Genomic DNA, 16,634 nt, shown 5'->3' with positions numbered 1-16,634 from the left:
AGCTTGTATCAGTCATATTGTTAATGGTTGTGGTACGAACAACCGCTAAATCTGAAACCGGATTAAGCAGGGACAGCCTTGCCCGGGCCATCGAATACCTGGAAACTCAGCCACAGACTCTGGCACGTGACACCACACTCATGTACTATTATAATGATCTGTGCGAAAAGAGTATTTTTGGTAATGACCCTCTGGCAGATGAGCGGCTTGAACGGTTTAACCGAGCCTGGAAAAAAAGTAGTTGGCCCATTGGCGAGGCCCTCTACTTAAGAGCAGTAGGCAAAAAGTATGATAAGCTGGGTCAGTACGAGAAGGCCGTTGAGAGTTATCATGGGGCTCTCAAAATCATGAAAGAGCATAACTCTGCTCCTGAACATGTTGTTTATACCAAAATTTTGCTCGGTTTTGTGATGCTCAATAACGGGAATGAAGAGGAATGTTTGCGACTCTTCAAAGAGGCTGAACCCTTTGCTTTGCAATTAGAAAATACCTCCCATGCCATCTGGATCATCGATTTTTATGGCGATAACACTCTTTTTCATGCCAAAGGCAAGGAAGATTATGAAAAAGCACTCGCTTATTACAAGCGGGTTGAAGAGCTTTTGCCAAACAGCTTAATCAAGAACCAAATCCCTAATAATTTGCAGGGTCAGGCAGCGGTGTATGAATTGCTTAATAATAAGGCAAAAGCCGAGGAGTATAGAGCCAGAGCCTTGCTTGAGGCAAAGCTGATCCCTAACTATTTTGTGCTTTTCAATATTTACACTGATTATGCAAATGCTGAGATAGAAAACGGCAATTACCCGAAAGCCATCGAATACCGAAAACTGGCCATTGCAGCAGCTGATTCACAGCAATATCTTGAGTTCGTTAATCGGGCTTATTACGAGCTTTATCACACCTACAAACAAAGTGGTGACATCAGAAATGCATTGTCAACATTAGAGTATTATCAAATTCTGGAGGACAGTCTTAAACGTCAGGAAGTAAATGAGAAATATGCCGAGCTCAATAAGAAATATGAGTTTGAGAAGCAGCAACTGGCCATTAGCGACTTACAGAATAAAAACCTGAAATACGGGCTTATGGCTTTGGTTGTGGCCATTTTGGGAGGGATTTTGTTGTTATTTTTTCAGGCCAGAACTAAGAAAAAGATTGCAGAGCTAAATGATCAGTTGAGCCAGCGAAATTGTGAGGTGGAAGAGGCTCTTTATGAAGGTAAACAGCTGGAACGCCGAAGAGTGTCTGATAAACTTCACGATAGTATCGCCACCAAACTTTCGGCACTTAAATGGCGTGTAGAAGCCAGCGAAGGCAAAATGGAAAATAGCATTTATACACCGCTGGTTGCGGAGCTGGAGAAGCTCTATGAAGATGTCAGAAGTATGGCCCATGAATTACGGCCACTTGAGTTTCTGGATAAAGGATTGAAAGCAGCCACCGAGCAACTTTTTGCCAGCATAGCCGGGCAGTCTAATGCCGTTTTTGAGATTGAAATTGATGAAAAGGTGGGTAAAATCAATAAGTCTCTGCAGTATCATGTTTACCAATTTGTGATGGAACTCTGCACCAATATGCAGAAGCACTCCCGGCCCTCGAAGGTTTCTTTTTTGATGGAAATAATTGATAGCCATATTTTTATTCGATTTAAAAATGATGGGCTCTTGAATGAAAAACCATTGAAAGAGGGGCAGGGCCTGAGAAATATCAGAACCAAAGTGAACCATTATGGCGGCGATGTAAGAATTGAAAAAGATAAAAATTTTGAGCTGGAGATTAATATTCCCTTAGTCTAACAAACCATTGTGCATCGCAAACTTTACGATACCAATAGAGTTTTTAACCCCAAGTTTCTTCAGAATATTATGGCGATGTTTCTCAACAGTCGCTACACTCACAAATAGCTTTTCCGCAATTTCTTTGGTAGAAAACTCCTGACCTATAAGTGTTACAATTTCAATCTCTCTGGCCGATAAGGATTCTATATGATCAGTATCATTCACAACATTATTTTGCTGCGGCTTTAGCAGTTCAGAAAGAACGGCATCACTTACAAAACGTTTACCACCGGCCACAGAAAGTACGGCCTCTTTAAGCTCTTTCTTATTGGCTTTTTTCATGATGTAGCCCAAGATGCCGGCATGAAAAGCTTCTCTAATAGTATCAAAATCCTCATCAATGGTGAGCATGAGAATTTTGGACTCAGGTTTCTCTTTGCGAAGCTTAAGCGTAAGAGCACAACCCGCCATTTCAGGCATTTTATTATCGGTGATGATCAAATCAAAATCATAAGCCAGGCAGTGTCTCAGGGCTACTTCCGGATTATCAAACGTTTTGACTTCCGAAACCTCTTCCATGGCATTCAGAAGAAGCGATAGGCTCTCCAGAATGATTTCATGGTCGTCAATGAGGGCGATTTTCACAGCTTCTTAAATTTCTTTGGCCAAAATACAATGAAACATCTGAGTATGAAAGCCTTCATAAGTTATGAGTACCTATAAACCTTACACTTTTTCAATGGAAACCAGTATTTATCGGCCTTTGATATGGTTATAGCTTTATAGAAAAAACAGTACTTATGAAGAGTGAAAAACTAATACCAGAAAACGACTTGAACGAAGTTGGCCTCAACATGCTTGATGCTGAAAAACTGAAGGGTAAAATTATCCTGCTTCAGGATGTGGGAACCTTGAATCTGTCTTGCAGCCGATGTGGGTCAGGAGGGGATTACGGAGACACCATAAAACACAAAGACTGCTGCTCGTATAAAGGTGGAGGAGGCTGTTAAACGTCTCTTTTACAGGTTAAGTACTTCCAAAAGCCCTTGTTTTCGTCTTTTTGAGATTTTAAATAAGGGTTTTTTATTTTTTCGAATGCTGTCTGCCGCTATCTGGAGATCCTTCATATCCAGATTAATAATAGTTGACCTGTTAACCCGGTAAAACAGACCCTCAGGAAGTCTTTTCTCTATTTGTCCAAGGTTGGTAGCGACTAGTTCGGTTTCACCACTTTTGAAGTGTATACGGGTGTAATTGACATCAGCTTTGAGAAAACTGATCTCTTCGTACGAACGATGTAATCTGCCACCGAGATGGATGATTTTCTTTGAATTCATGGTTAAACTTTTGGTCGAATAATCAACTGTATGCAAAAGCTAAGCCAGTTTGGGTTTAGGTGGTGTTTTTCGTTTAACTGGTCCTAAGCAATCCTATGAATTCTACGGAATTTATTAGCTCATAGAGTTCGTATACTTGTGTTTGCAAGAAATTCTTTAAATTTTGTTCACTGAAGAAAAATGCACTAAACATGAGCTCTTTACAAAAAAGCATTCTCCCGGTTTTACTGGCCACCATCTGGATCAGTCTTTCAGAATTTCTAAGAAATGAGTTTCTCCTCAAAATCTACTGGACGGAGCATTATCAAAGTATGGGTCTTGTTTTCCCGGCAGAGCCGGTCAATGGAGCTGTTTGGGGTATCTGGTCTCTGTGTTTTGCTATCGCCATATATATTTTTTCAAAGAAATTTAGTTTGTGGCAAACCGTGTTTCTCGCCTGGTGGGTAGGATTTGTGCTGATGTGGCTTGTTATAGGTAATATGAATGTTCTACCTTATGGAATTCTGCCGATAGCTGTGCCATTGAGTTTTTTTGAAGCTTATTTGGCTTCATTAATTGTATTCAGATTTAAAAAGAAAGACTAAACTATTTAACTTGTAAAAGGAAGGTGTAGCCTGGGTAACAAGCTACACCTTCAATTAAGTTATTGAATTCTTTCCCGGCTATAGTTTTAATCATTCACACATGCAGCAGGCTGAGCCAGGAAAATCTTAGCAGAACTAGCCTGAATGACAAAGCCTGGTGTAAGTTCAATTCCCCCTTCTGAGGTATAAGTCGCCTGATCAATTACGGCTCTACTACTTTCTAAATACTTGTAGGCAAACTGTTTGACAGGTAGATCATTAAATATACTTCCTTCAAAATCACTTAGACTGAGGGTGTCCGGATGCCTTTTCAAATCGGCAAGGCCAAATCTGGAAAAGCAATTTTGACCCAGTAATTGGTATCTAAAAGTGAGGACAAGACTATCGGCTATGGTGGTTTTGAAATACTGCTTCGTCTCCCCATTGGACCATACGAATTGATTGGAATACGAACTTTTCTGATTGACGGATGACACGAGATAATTGATAATAGACGGAGTTTTTGCTCTGACGAATACCTCCGTATTCTTGCAGAAAGGCATGGTTTGACTACGGTATTTGGCTTTCACAAGGTTCAGAAATACCGGGTATTTCTGGTCAATGCCGGAGACATCTGTATAACTGACAGAGCAGCCTGATTTTCGGGTGATATGACTAGCTGTCAATACATCGCCATTCTCTGTTTCCAGAACCGGGAAAGCCTCATCAAAACCACAACTTCCCATGATATACTCCGTCACGAAATTGCCGTTCTGATCCAGTTCTACCAGCCAGGTATCCTGATGAAACTGCTCCAGAGGTTCGCTGTGTGAAAAGCCCGGTTTTTGACGCTCAAAAGATGGGGATAGCGTTTTGGTGTTTCCGAAAAAAACGAGGTGATTTTCTACGGTGGTATTCGCGGCTATCATTCCCTCATTTTTGATTCCGCCTAGAGTCTTATCCCAGATTTTTATCCCTTCACTATCTGTTTTGAGTACCCAAAAATCATTTTCACCGCGGTTACTTTGACTTTTATCTGAGCCAATACCTGAGTTTGAATTTCCGGCAAAAAGCAGCTCATTATTTTCCAGAAGTAAGGCCTTGACAGCTTGCTCATTACCATCGCCACCATACACCTTTTGTTGCTGAATTACTCCATTTGCATTAATCCAAACGGCCCAGTAATCGGCACTTCCATTCAAATTGGCTATCGTTTTATTTCCACTGATCCCACTGGAGCTCGTACCAAAAAGGAGGAACAGGTTTTCATTGATTTTGGTGATGGAAGCCAGCCTGTCATCGCCGGAACCGCCATAGGAAAAGTCTGCCAGTTTATTTCCATTGGCATCTATTTTTACTACCCAGTAATCATCATCACCGAAACCAGCTGTGCTTTTATTTCCGGTATTGGCTGATTGAGAGGTCCCCGCCAGAATGAGTTGACCATTATCGAGCTGAATAGCATTCTCTATTCTGTCATATTGATTTCCTCCGTACCTTTTATCGAATACTTTTGTTTGATTTTGGTAGTCGTATTTGACTATATAAAAGTCATCAAAACCAAAATTTGCCTGTGTTACTGTGCCTGAGATGGGCGAATTACTACCGCCATAAAGCAGGTAAGTGTGTGGCGAGGTTTCCAAATAGCCGGTCATGGTTTCAAAGCCTGAGCCGCCTAGTTTGACATAATTTCCCACACCGCCGATATTGGCCGTATTCAATCTGATATAAAAATCTGATTCCCCGTAAGTCCCTCCGTCGATTTCAAAATTTGGAAACCCTAAGGTTCCAAAGCTTAATTTACCACCGCCGAAAAGAGATTTGAAACCCACAGGGCGTGTTCCACCATAAGTATTGATAAAATCAATCTTCTGAAGGGTATGGTACTCATTCTGAAAAGGTAAAACAGCATAATCTATGGAAGAAGCATTTCCATCGAAACCATTGCTTTGCACGCTTAACGTATTGCTTTTACTCCCCAAACAGCTTCCCTGACAGGTGGCAAAAATGGAACTGTAGCCAGAGGTTATGAAGTCAATTTCAGTTCCCGTTTTATTAAAAGACCAAAGCGTGGGCCCACTACAGCCAGTGGCGGTTAAATGAATAGTATCACCTCCACAGTAAACTGAATTCAAATCTTCAAGAGCACTAATAACTGGCGTTTCATTAGACGAACCTGCATAGGTAACGTTTAATGCCGCAGATGGTATAGCGGTACACCCTCCGAAACTTCCTTTAACTACATAATTGCCGGGTGCATTGTCAAGGTTAAGCGTGGTCGATGTTTCATTTGGAATCAAAACATTATCCTTAAACCATTGATAACTAATAACCTCCGGGAAATTGTCAGCGGCTTGTAATGTGGCCAGACTACCCGTACATAGCGAAAGGGCGTTTGTAGCCGTCTGTGGGCTCAGGCTCATTTCCAGATTTCTGTTGGTTACCGTCACCGAGTCTGAGTCAAAAGCCAGACAGGTGCCGGGGAAAACGGAGAAGTTCATTCGCAGGCGAAAAGTACCCGGCAAGGTGGTGTTTTGGGACGTTTGCCCTGAGTTCGCCGTGAGAATATTATCGTCTCTGAACCAGGAGATTAAAGCCGGAATACCGACGGGTAAAACGGAATTTGCAGAATCAATGGAAACCACCAGATTTTCATTGCATAGCATTTCTGGTTTTGAGGTTTTGAGTCTTATTTGTGTACCGCCCACAATATTTACCTGAGCCACAGGAGATGAAATTCCCGGGCAGCCCGGTGTAGATAATTCCACTCTGTACTGGCCAGATTCCAGTGCCATAAGAGTATCTGTAGAGTTATTGAAAGGAGAATTATTCAGAAACCAGCGAAGCGTTCCACCTTCTTCGGGATTTGTTTTAACAGCGTTTAGTCGTAAAGGATCAGCACAGGAAAGCAAACCCTGAGGAGCCTGAATGCTTACTCCCGGACAGTTTACGAAAGTTTTAAAACCGACCACGCTCCATTTTCCGCTGGCATCTTTGGCCCGAACCGTCAGTTGATTAAGCCCCAAAGGCGTGTTACCGGAAAGATTATAAACTAGATTACTCAAATTAATCGTAGTTCCAGGAGTAAATGAGATTTCATTGGCCTGCCCAAAACCCGGATCAGCCCCCACGAAATATTCGGCATAAGTGATATTCTGAATGGTGGGAAGCTCATTGCTTTTGAAGAAGTTCTGGCTATAAACCACACTCCATTTACCTGAGGCATCTTTGGCCCGGATGTGAAATTTGTGAAAACCTAAAGGCATTGCATTAGGCAAAGGGATAGTTAAAGCAACGGTCTCCTGCGATCCTGCCGAAAAAGACACAGCATTAGCCTCACCAAATCCTGGATCGGTATCAATAAACCATTCCAGAGCCACTACGTCGTCATTGATGGTTGCATCTGAGCCGGTTTTGAAAAAGTTTTGTGAATACACCTGACTCCAGTGACTATTGGAATCCTGTGCACGAATAAAAAACTTATGAAAACCCAAAGGCAGATTGGCAGCCAAAGGGACAGACAAACTTGCAGAAACCGTGCTTCCAGGAGTTAAGGGTACATTTTGACCCTGCCCAAATCCCGGGTCACTGTCAATAAAATACTCCACTTTCTGGATGGTCTGGGCCATGGCTATCGCAGACCATCCTGCCAGCAAGAAGGTAAAAAGTAGCTTTTTCATGACCTTTAATTATTAGACTGAATGGTGATACTCCCTGCAATTCCTGACGCTGTTGAGCCTGTGGTTTCCAGGTAAAAATTAGTGATAATCGGCACATTGGGTTGGCCGGAGAGTCGATACGGATTAGAACCCCCAAATGGCCCGATGTCTTGTCCGGAACTCCCGCTACCGAGTGCAGGTGAGGTGGCAGTAGACCTGAAACTTTTATCAAAAGTGTCAAAATTCGCAATGTTCGGGTTTTGAACAAAAACATCTGCAATAGCCTGATTTTCAATATTATTATTGATGCCGGGGGTTGGAAAGGTATTAGCGTTTCCATCAATCAGTTTGATACAGAAGGAGAAGCCGTTGGTTGTTCCAACATTGGAAATGGTCTTAATGATTGAATTAGTGATAACGCCATTGGTAATCCCCGAAAGAGAACCTATATAACATTGATCAAAAAGCCCGTTATTCTGGGATTGTATAGTGCCTGCCCATGTACAGTTTCTGAAAATGTTGTTTCCACCAACTTGTGAAATGGAGGCCTGAACAAAGGCAAAACATTGCTCCAGAATATTGTTTTGAGAAGAAAGGCTCAGATTGGCTGAGGCCTCAAAACTACATCTTGAAAAAAGGAGGTTTCCAGCTTGTGCGATAATGCCTACAGGGCCAAAACTGAGACTTCTGAACGTACTGCCTTCGCTACCCGCAGCCAGAATAAAAGTAGCACCTATCCTCGATTTTTTAACATCAAAAGGCAGTGGGCTAGTCAGCGATTGATTTTCATTGACCCGGTAGCCGTTTCCGATATAATGCAATCTTTTACTAACAGAGGTACTGGAAGGACCAAATGAATAATCGGTAGCCGAGGGCTCAATATAAAGTGTGTCGTCATCAGCGGCATCTGCCACCGCTGCCTGAAGCGTGGTGTAAACCAGCCCTGAGACCGGTACCACCCCGGTGTTATTATTTACCCGTCTGATAGTGGCCATGGCTGAGCTCAAGCTAAAAAGGAGGAGAATCGTCAATATATTTTTCATGGGTTCAATTGTTTAAGGCGTTTTCTAAATTGATTTTCTTTCTGCGGGAAATGGGGCAGCTCAGGTTGTTTTTCAAAGCCGCCCGTTTCTCATCAAAGGTTTTGAGATACTTCACATTGATCATGTGTGAGCGGTGCACCCGTACCATTTCTTTGATTCCCAGCAGGCGTTCCTGAAGTTTCTGAATATTGGTACTGACCAGAAGTTTTCTTCCGTCATTCAAGTGAATATACGAGTAACTAATGTCAGCCGAAATCAATACGATTTCAGAGGGTAACAGTTCTGTTCTGCTGCCCACATGAATCATTTCAAAAGGTCGCTTTCTGAATTCAGGATTCTTTAGTGTGTTTGAGTTTCTCATGGCTTTATTCTTTAGTATTACTGAAAATGACTCCACGAAGAGCCAGGTTTGAGCCCTGCCAGGTGCTGCCGGCTTCTACAGTGAGGTAGTAGTAAAAGTTTTTATTGTCTATTACTTCTGTGGCTTCCAGAATGGTAGACTTCTCTGAGATGGTACCGGTAGTGGTATTAGCAGTCAGACTCACCAAAGTAGCTGATGGGCCGGCATCAAGTTTCGGAATTTTAAGGAAATTGAGAGTCAATGAGCCACCTTCTACCCGGGCATAGTTCATGGTAATCAGTTTGACTTCAAAGCCTTGGGGAAGCTCAACCGGAGCCATCAGATAAGCCTCGGTTTCTTTGGTGCCATTGGCGAAAGAGACCAGGCAGTTGGGTACATTTCTTAAAAAATTATCGGCATCAGCGAGGTTTGTGGCTTGAGGCAAAAAGCCCATGGCTGAAACGTTATGATGTTCAGTAGTACCGCTTCCTGTACTTCCGGATGTACAGGGAACCAGAAATCCGTCAATATCTGCACACACGTGTTTTTCGCCTGTACCGGCTAAACTGATAAACAAAGCATTCTGGCCCTGTATGACATTTTGAGCTCTGATACTTCCTGTGCTGAAGATTCCGCCACCTACCTGTAATTTCTCAAAATTGGCAGCCAGGCTCGCCAGCGTTCTGTTTACCCCGATTTTATCAGCAGCAAAATCGCCTCCGATAAGTGGAGTAATTGAAGAAGAGTTTTCAATATACAGTTGATTACTGCCGCTTCCTGTACCACCAGCCTCGTAGCCCAGAAGAATGTTTCCGCTTCCGGTAAAGTTTTGGCCCGCACGTGTGCCAATGGCCACGTTTCTCACTCCGTTGATATTTGAAGAAAGGGTTTTCGCTCCAAGTCTTACGTTCAAGGTATCTGCCGAATTTGGAACGTAGCCCCCCCGAATACCGTTTGGCAGAATTTCTACAGCGGATGAATCTTTTTGGACAAGACTAAATTGAGCCTTTGCCCCAAGGCATAATAAGACAAAAGCAAAAAGGTATAAATTCGATTTCATTGCAGGTGTTTTTAGAAACTGGTATTCTTCAAAACTTCAGAGAATCATTTGGTTACTCTTCTGTTCTTCAGCCCAAAATTAGACCTGCTGAGCACGCTCGTCAATCTAACAAAAGTTAGCTGTCGCCTTTGAATTTGAGGAGAGCTTCGGTGCGGTTTTGCACATGCAGTTTTTCGTAAATCTTGTGAATTTGTTGTCTGACAGTACCGGTGGAGGTACCGAAAGTATCGGCAATTTCTTTGTAGAAGAGGCCTTTGGCCAACAGATTAAGGATTTCTGTTTCTCGGGGAGTGAGCGAGAAGTTATCGGAGGTTTTGGGCTTTTGAAAATGCTGAATCACCTTACGTGCAATGCTGGCGGTCATGGGCGAGCCACCTTGGTGTATTTCACGAATAGCCTCCAGCACTTTATGAGGTGGAGTAGATTTGAGAATATACCCGCTGGCCCCTGATTTTATAGCTTCAAAAACATTTTCATCATCCTCAAATACCGTAAACATCATAAACTGCGTACCAGGCAATTGTTTCTTTAGTTGTTTAACACAGTCTGGCCCTTGAATACCGGGTAAATTGATATCCATCAAAACGACTTCGGCCGGTGATTCAGGAAGACTTTCCAATGCCAGCTCGCCACTTTCAAAGGCACCTATACAATGAAAACCTTCAGTATATTCAATGACATACTTCAGGCCCTCTCTTATTTGGTCAATGTCCTCTACGATAGCTACACTAATCTCGTTCATAGCTGCTTTGAAAAGTGGAATGAATACAATTTGCTCAATATTGAAATGCATCTCACGAAAATGAAATCAAAGTAAAATGCTTTCGGGGTGTGCATCAATATAACTTTAGTTAGGTATGGTGAGTCTTACCTCAGTTCCTTCGTTTGAAACCCATTCAATATTCCTTCCGATTTTTTGAGCACGATCTTTTATGTTTCTCAAACCGTTTCCTGAATTGTAATCGGAGGGAAACCCACTTCCATTGTCTTTCACCATTATTTCATCTGAATTTATAGTGATCGATATCCGGTCAGCACCTGAATGACGGATAGCGTTATTTACCGCCTCTTTCAAAATCAGATAAAGATTTCTTTTTTCATGAGAACTGAGGTCAATCCATTCTTCATCGGACTGAACCTCGAATGAATAATTCACTCCTGCGTTTTCCAACATATCACTCAGCCGGGACCGGATGAATAGCAGCCAGTCTTGCATGGATGACTGATCATGGGTCAAAGACCAGATAATCTCATTCATACTGCCGGAAATGTCAGCCGATGTTTGAATGATTTTCTCTGCTTTTTGGTCAATATTATTTCCGTTTTTCAAACCTACGGCCATGTACATCATCGAGGTCAGATTGCCGCCAATTTCATCATGGAGCTCAGCCGCTATTCGCTGTCTTTCACGATTCTGACTATTGATTTGCTCTTCGAGCAAGAGGTTTTGCTGCTTTTTCCGAATGGAGTAGTAGGCCAGCCCACCAAGCAAAATTAAGGCTGCGATACCAGTGGCCAAAAGGGTATTTCTATTTTGCGTTTGGCTCAGTTCAAGGTCTTTTTGTAGAATCTCATTTTCTTTTTTCTGCAGTTCGTATTTAGCTTCTATTTCATTGGCGGCTTCAATACTTTCAAGGCTCATTCGTAGTGTTTCCAGCGAGTCGGCTGTTTCCTTATGTTTTCGGTATTGGGGCAGATTACCTTGTAACAAATAGACATTGGCGAGGTTGGTTTCCACCAAATATTGCTCGTTTGTCAGTTCTTTTTCCCCAACCAGCTCCTCGGCTGTTTTGAAATAATATAAAGCCGAATCTGCCTGCTGCTGGTGCAAATAATAATTACCCAAATGGCTGTAAGCGTGACTTTGTGATACCTGATCTTCAATTTCCTGGCTTAGTTTCAGTGTCTGTTTTGCGGCGGTCAGAAGCTTTGAGAATTGCTCTGTTTTCAGGTACAAACCTGCAAGAGTATTGTGAGCGTTACAGGCGATTTCTTTGATATCATTTTTGAGGGCAATTTGAAGCAGTTCCTCATAGGTTTCAATGGCGGCCTTCCATTTTCGTTGACCGATGTATGAGTCGCCCAGATTTGCCATGACCTGCACCAGACTAAAAACTTTGGCCTCATCTTTCTTCAATTCAGGAATGAGCTGGCGGCTCAATTCGATGGCTTCAGGATACCTTCTGAGGCCTACATAAAGATTGCCCATATTCACCCGAATAAGCTCAGAATACGGGTTTTCAGGGTAACGGTCAAAGATTTCAAGAGCCTCAATATAGAGTTCCATGGCGGTTTTGAGGTCTTTGTTTTTATAGTACCAGTTGCCATAATTAAACAAAGCCGAGCCCTCCATCATGCCCAGTTTATTCGCTTTGGCAATTTCAACGGCTTCTTCGTAATACTTTTTCGACTCTGAAAACTGACTCTTGAGATCCAGAACGTAGGTGATGTTGAATATGGATTTCACAATACCAGTCGGGTAGTTGATCTCACGGCTGAGGTGCTCAGCTTGTTTATAATACCTGAAAGCATCGTCTGGATTTGAGGCTTCTACTGCAAAACCCAGCTCACAAAGTGCCCATACTTTTGCCGTGTCTGAAGGATTTGTCTCAATTACCTTTTTAAGGCTGTCAATTGCCGAGAGTGATTGCCCGAAAGCATTTGGAGAAAATAAGATCAGCAGGGAAAACAAAGAAAGTGGTTTCGCGAACTTTATGTTTCCGGGTACTTTCATAGGCCTTAGAAATAGTGGTAATAACAGAAGTGCACTTTCAGAAATGGGAATACGTTTTAAGAGCAATATAGATTCAAAGGAGCCAATAATGTTTCAACAGCAAGAAGTTTTTATCTTGAAGCATCCGTTCATTTGAAATTAATCTGGCTATGAAGAAGCTGATTGTATGGATTCTGTTGTTCGCAGGCACTTCACTTTTTGCCCAGCAAAAATTTGAAAAGGAGCTTAGAGTTCCTGAGAGCGAAGTTCCCGCTCGGGCTTTGGACTTTGCAGAATCCCTATGTCCTGATTCCCGACTGAAGTGGTATAAAGAAACAGGCCTTTCCTCAAAGTCTTTTGAAGCAAAAACCAAATATCAAGGAAAGAAATACAGTGTTGAGTTTTCGCTAAATGGTGAGCTTGAGGATGTAGAGGTAGAGGTAAAATCTAAAGAATTGTCCAATAGTCTACTGAAGTCTATAGATGACCAATTTGACGTAGACTTTCAAAAGCATCGATTGAAAAAAATACAGATTCAGTACTCAGGTACAGAACCAGATGTTTTACAGTTTTTTAGTCAGAGCTTAGGAATTGACCGTTTACAGATCAACTATGAGGTGGTAGTTTCAGCAAAGAAAGGGGAAACTTTTGGCTTTTATGAATACCTTTTTAGCAGTAGAGGAAGACTTCTCAAAAAGTCAGAAATCATTCTCAAAATGACGGATAATATCATTTACTGAGATGAGGGTATTTCACTTAATTATTCTTATTCTGATAAGCTATTTGGTCAAAGGTCAGGGTTCTCTGGAACTTGGACTTATGCCTTCTTTAAACTTTAACAAAAAGCTCCCGAAGGACTGGGCCATCAACTTCAAAGCAGAAGGTCGCCAGGCACTTCAGGATGAAAAAAGTTATTTGCAGACAGATATCAGTTTACTAACATCTAGGAAAGTGGGTTTTAGCAGCACTTTGGCTTTAGGCTATTTGCTAAGAGTGCCAAATGGTAAAAACCTCCGAAACCGGCTTATTCAGCAGTATATTGTTGTCAACAGGCTTTCGGCTTTAAAGCTCTCTCACCGTTTTGGCACCGACCAGACCTTCGGTGGTCATGAAGCCGCTGTTTACCGGTTCCGATATCGTATTGCGGCAGAGCTTCCTCTCAATGGCCATTCTACAGACCCGCATGAGTTTTTTCTAAAACTCAGCAACGAATATGTGAATAGCCTTGAGGATTCTGCCTATGATTTGGAGATTAGAGGCCTGGGTTTTCTGGGTTATGTTTTAAATCCCGGAGCCAAACTGGAGTTCGGTCTGGACTACCGTATCGGTTCTTTTCTGCATCAGGCCACCCGTCAGCGTACCTGGCTGGCCGTTAACCTGTATCAGTCTTTCTGATCAAAAGCCCTGGTGAAAATTAACAGATTCAGAACCACTGAAGATTTTTTGTTCACAGCTCTCTTTACCTTCTTCAGACACCCTTTGCCTTAAACAGAGCATTCTTGGTCTGTGAATATTTAACTAAATAACCCGGACTTCAAATCATCCTGTTTTATTTTCGGAAGAGCTATTTTTTAATCTTCAGCTCCTGCCATTTCTGATAGGTCAGCGAACGCCAAAGCCATTCAAATGGACCGTATTTAAAGTATTTTAACCAGATAGGGCTGGCAATTAACTGGAATATCCAAAAACCGGCGACTACATAATACAGCTCAAAGCGTTCCAGTTGATTGTAGAGACTAAAACCAAAACCGTAGAACAGAATGGAGGTTCCGATTGCTGTCAACAGATAATTGCTGAGGGTCGTTTTTCCAACGGCGGCCAGTGATTTTTGAAGGAAGCTAAGGATTCCGGATTTGACAAAAAGCATTATTAAACCAACATGCCCCAGTGTGGTAAATAAGCGGCCCAAATCATAGGTTTGGTTTGCCTTAGCCATGGTTACCACATCAAATTGACTATCAACAACCATTCTTGTTTCATAATAGTTGACCGTAAGGCCTACTAAATAACCTGCAAGCATCGTCAACAGATAAAATTTGTTCGATTTCTCCGCATGAAAAATTCTCAGCTTGAAGAAGGCCATTCCAATGAGCATAAAACTCAAAATATCCCAGGGCCACATCCTGTACATAAACCAGGTCTGCATAAATTGGTTGTCTTCGACTTTTGCCATCATCACATCAAAATAATTTGATTGAAGACGGCCTTCCACATTTTCCGCAATTTCCTCCGGGGTATGTTTTGTTTTTTGTTTGTTCCATGCTTCTATTTTTGCTTCTTCCTTCTCAGCTAATGTTTTTCCCGCATCTTTCAGGGCCTGCATTTCAATTCCAGCCTGCCGGATTTCTTTCGCATTATGATAGTCTCTGATATTCCATAAAGTTCCAAAGATCAGCAGTAGTCCGGCACAAATAAAAAGCGTCTTAACACGGGCATTCCGGAAAGGGAAAAGGGTAAGTCCCAATAAGGCATAAGGGTATAAAATATCTCCGCTCCATAAAAAAACATAGACATTGATGATCCCAAACAGTAATAACCAGAGCGTTCTTCTGTAATAAATATCTGCTGTGGTAATCCCTGCTCCTTTTGCTTCAAGTCGGGAAGTCAGTAAAATAACACTGGCTCCAAAAAGAAGAGTAAAAAGCCCCCTCATAGTACCTTCAAAGAGCATATTATTGACGACCCATACACCCAGATTGAGCCCGTCGTCTCCTCCGGAAACAGTAGGGTCCTCATAGGCCATTGGCAAGCCCATTCCGTTAATATTCATAAGTAATATGCCCAGAAGTGCGATTCCCCTGACGACATCCAGAGAGTTAATTCGTTCTCCAAGAAGGATCGGTTTTAAAGTGGTTTCCTGGCTCATTTTTTTAGGGTTTAGGTTTACTTTTTGAAAGATTATAGAAAAATAAGGATTTGGATTTGTTTCATGAGCAGCCCTTGCCCAAATTTTAGGGAGTGGTATCTGCTATTATAGTAGTCTCATTTTGAATGGTTGGATTGGACCCAAATCAATGGTTACAAAAGAGTTTCAGCGGAAACGGACCAAGAGAATGGAAGGGCATAGTGGGCAAATTGGAGGACGATTAGCCGTTTGTTTGCCGGGTATTTGGCAAACTTTGAGTCAATGACTAAGTTGCCATCTCTATTGAAAACACTATGAGAATATTTTTTACCGGAGGCTCCGGAAAAGCCGGCAAACACGTGATTCCCTACCTGTTAGATCAGGGCCATCGGGTCATGAATGTAGATTTGAAACCTTTGAATCATCCCGGGGTGGACAATCTTATTGCTGATATCACCGATTCAGGTCAAATGTTTAATGCCATGAGCTCTTATGCTGGTTTAGATGAACTGGAGGGTGGTAATGGCGTGCCCAAATTTGATGCGGTGGTACATTTTGCGGCAGTGCCGCGTATCCTGATTAATCCGGATAATGAGACCTTTAGGGTCAATACTATTGGTACATACAATGTCATCGAGGCAGCTGTAAAATTGGGGATCAAAAAGGTGATTATTGCTTCATCCGAAACCACCTATGGGGTTTGTTTTTCAGATGGTGAAACCGACCCGAATAGCTTGCCTTTGGAAGAAGATTATGATGTAGACCCAATGGACAGCTATGGTCTTTCAAAGGTGGTGAACGAGAAAACTGCCAGAACTTTTCAGCGGAGGTCGGGGATTGATATTTACGCCTTAAGAATTGGCAATGTAATAGAGCCGCATGAGTACCAGGAGTTATTTCCATATTATTTCAAGCATCCTGAGGTTCGTCGAAGAAATGCTTTTTGTTATATCGACGCTCGTGATTTAGGCCAGATCGTTGACTTATGTCTCAAAAAAGACGGTCTTGGTTATCAGGTTTTCAATGCTGGCAATGATCATAATGGAGCCATTCTACCTAATAAGGAATTGCTGTCCCGCTTCTTCCCAGATGTACCTGTTACCCGTGATTTGGAGGAACACGAAGCACTCTTCTCCAATCGCAAAATCAAAGAAGTTCTCGGCTTTAAGGAGCAGCATAACTGGAGGAAATACGTGAAGCCTTTGGCCAGGGAGTAGTTCTTGGAGGATCGAGGAATTGGAGAATTGGGAAGTTGGAAAATCGGTGAATTGGAGAATTTACCAGTTTACCAGTCCA

Annotated in this window: 15 protein-coding genes; 6 read left to right on the top strand and 9 right to left on the bottom strand. The window is 42.3% G+C overall.

What is annotated here, in order from left to right; genetic code table 11:
- Positions 1 to 29: 29 nt before the first annotated feature.
- On the top strand, positions 30 to 1,796 hold the full coding sequence (locus AFM12_RS14775; protein WP_157687423.1) for a tetratricopeptide repeat-containing sensor histidine kinase: 1,767 nt from the start codon (positions 30 to 32) through the stop codon (positions 1,794 to 1,796).
- Here AFM12_RS14775 and AFM12_RS14770 read toward each other — a convergent pair.
- Positions 1,788 to 2,423 (bottom strand): response regulator, encoded by a 636-nt coding sequence (locus AFM12_RS14770; protein ID WP_055149601.1) that lies wholly within the window; start codon positions 2,421 to 2,423, stop codon positions 1,788 to 1,790. The genes AFM12_RS14775 and AFM12_RS14770 overlap by 9 nt on opposite strands.
- Positions 2,424 to 2,578: 155 nt before the next feature.
- Here AFM12_RS14770 and AFM12_RS14765 point away from each other — a divergent pair, with 155 nt between their 5' ends.
- Positions 2,579 to 2,788 (top strand): hypothetical protein, encoded by a 210-nt coding sequence (locus AFM12_RS14765; protein ID WP_055149599.1) that lies wholly within the window; start codon positions 2,579 to 2,581, stop codon positions 2,786 to 2,788.
- Between the two features lie 9 nt (positions 2,789 to 2,797).
- Here the strand turns inward: AFM12_RS14765 and AFM12_RS14760 are convergent, their stop codons facing one another.
- On the bottom strand, positions 2,798 to 3,115 hold the full coding sequence (locus AFM12_RS14760; protein ID WP_055149597.1) for a LytTR family DNA-binding domain-containing protein: 318 nt from the start codon (positions 3,113 to 3,115) through the stop codon (positions 2,798 to 2,800).
- A gap of 191 nt (positions 3,116 to 3,306) precedes the next feature.
- Between AFM12_RS14760 and AFM12_RS14755 the strand changes: the two genes are divergently transcribed.
- Positions 3,307 to 3,699, top strand: coding sequence for a hypothetical protein (locus tag AFM12_RS14755; RefSeq protein ID WP_055149595.1), 393 nt, complete (start codon positions 3,307 to 3,309; stop codon positions 3,697 to 3,699).
- Positions 3,700 to 3,785: 86 nt separating this feature from the next.
- Here the strand turns inward: AFM12_RS14755 and AFM12_RS14750 are convergent, their stop codons facing one another.
- The 6 genes from AFM12_RS14750 to AFM12_RS14725 form a co-directional block, all read right to left on the bottom strand.
- On the bottom strand, positions 3,786 to 7,358 hold the full coding sequence (locus AFM12_RS14750) for a hypothetical protein (protein WP_131458392.1): 3,573 nt from the start codon (positions 7,356 to 7,358) through the stop codon (positions 3,786 to 3,788).
- A gap of 5 nt (positions 7,359 to 7,363) precedes the next feature.
- On the bottom strand, positions 7,364 to 8,380 hold the full coding sequence (locus AFM12_RS14745; RefSeq protein WP_055149591.1) for a hypothetical protein: 1,017 nt from the start codon (positions 8,378 to 8,380) through the stop codon (positions 7,364 to 7,366).
- Positions 8,381 to 8,384: 4 nt separating this feature from the next.
- Positions 8,385 to 8,741 carry a LytTR family DNA-binding domain-containing protein gene (locus tag AFM12_RS14740; protein ID WP_055149588.1) on the bottom strand — a complete coding sequence of 119 codons (357 nt, stop codon included), beginning with the start codon at positions 8,739 to 8,741 and terminating at the stop codon, positions 8,385 to 8,387.
- Positions 8,742 to 8,745: 4 nt separating this feature from the next.
- Positions 8,746 to 9,780 carry a hypothetical protein gene (locus AFM12_RS14735; RefSeq protein WP_055149586.1) on the bottom strand — a complete coding sequence of 345 codons (1,035 nt, stop codon included), beginning with the start codon at positions 9,778 to 9,780 and terminating at the stop codon, positions 8,746 to 8,748.
- 115 nt (positions 9,781 to 9,895) lie between these two features.
- Positions 9,896 to 10,573 carry a response regulator transcription factor gene (locus tag AFM12_RS14730; RefSeq protein ID WP_229308516.1) on the bottom strand — a complete coding sequence of 226 codons (678 nt, stop codon included), beginning with the start codon at positions 10,571 to 10,573 and terminating at the stop codon, positions 9,896 to 9,898.
- A gap of 54 nt (positions 10,574 to 10,627) precedes the next feature.
- Positions 10,628 to 12,514, bottom strand: coding sequence for a tetratricopeptide repeat protein (locus AFM12_RS14725; protein WP_055149584.1), 1,887 nt, complete (start codon positions 12,512 to 12,514; stop codon positions 10,628 to 10,630).
- A 149-nt stretch (positions 12,515 to 12,663) separates the two neighbouring features.
- On the opposite strand from AFM12_RS14725, the gene AFM12_RS14720 reads away from it, so the two are divergent.
- Positions 12,664 to 13,233, top strand: a complete 570-nt coding sequence (locus AFM12_RS14720; RefSeq protein WP_055149582.1) for a hypothetical protein — start codon at positions 12,664 to 12,666, stop codon at positions 13,231 to 13,233.
- A gap of 1 nt (position 13,234) precedes the next feature.
- On the top strand, positions 13,235 to 13,888 hold the full coding sequence (locus AFM12_RS14715; protein WP_055149580.1) for a DUF2490 domain-containing protein: 654 nt from the start codon (positions 13,235 to 13,237) through the stop codon (positions 13,886 to 13,888).
- Between the two features lie 169 nt (positions 13,889 to 14,057).
- Here the strand turns inward: AFM12_RS14715 and AFM12_RS14710 are convergent, their stop codons facing one another.
- Positions 14,058 to 15,359, bottom strand: a complete 1,302-nt coding sequence (locus AFM12_RS14710; protein WP_055149578.1) for a DUF418 domain-containing protein — start codon at positions 15,357 to 15,359, stop codon at positions 14,058 to 14,060.
- A gap of 293 nt (positions 15,360 to 15,652) precedes the next feature.
- Between AFM12_RS14710 and AFM12_RS14705 the strand changes: the two genes are divergently transcribed.
- A complete protein-coding gene (locus AFM12_RS14705) occupies positions 15,653 to 16,555 on the top strand; it encodes an NAD-dependent epimerase/dehydratase family protein (RefSeq protein ID WP_055149576.1) in 903 nt (300 codons plus the stop codon).
- Positions 16,556 to 16,634: the final 79 nt, after the last annotated feature.

It is taken from the genome of Jiulongibacter sediminis (assembly GCF_001306455.1).
Taxonomy (GTDB): Bacteria; Bacteroidota; Bacteroidia; order Cytophagales; family Spirosomataceae; genus Jiulongibacter; species Jiulongibacter sediminis.
The sequence above is the reverse complement of the archived record's forward strand: the minus strand, read 5'-3'. Positions and strand labels throughout refer to the sequence as shown.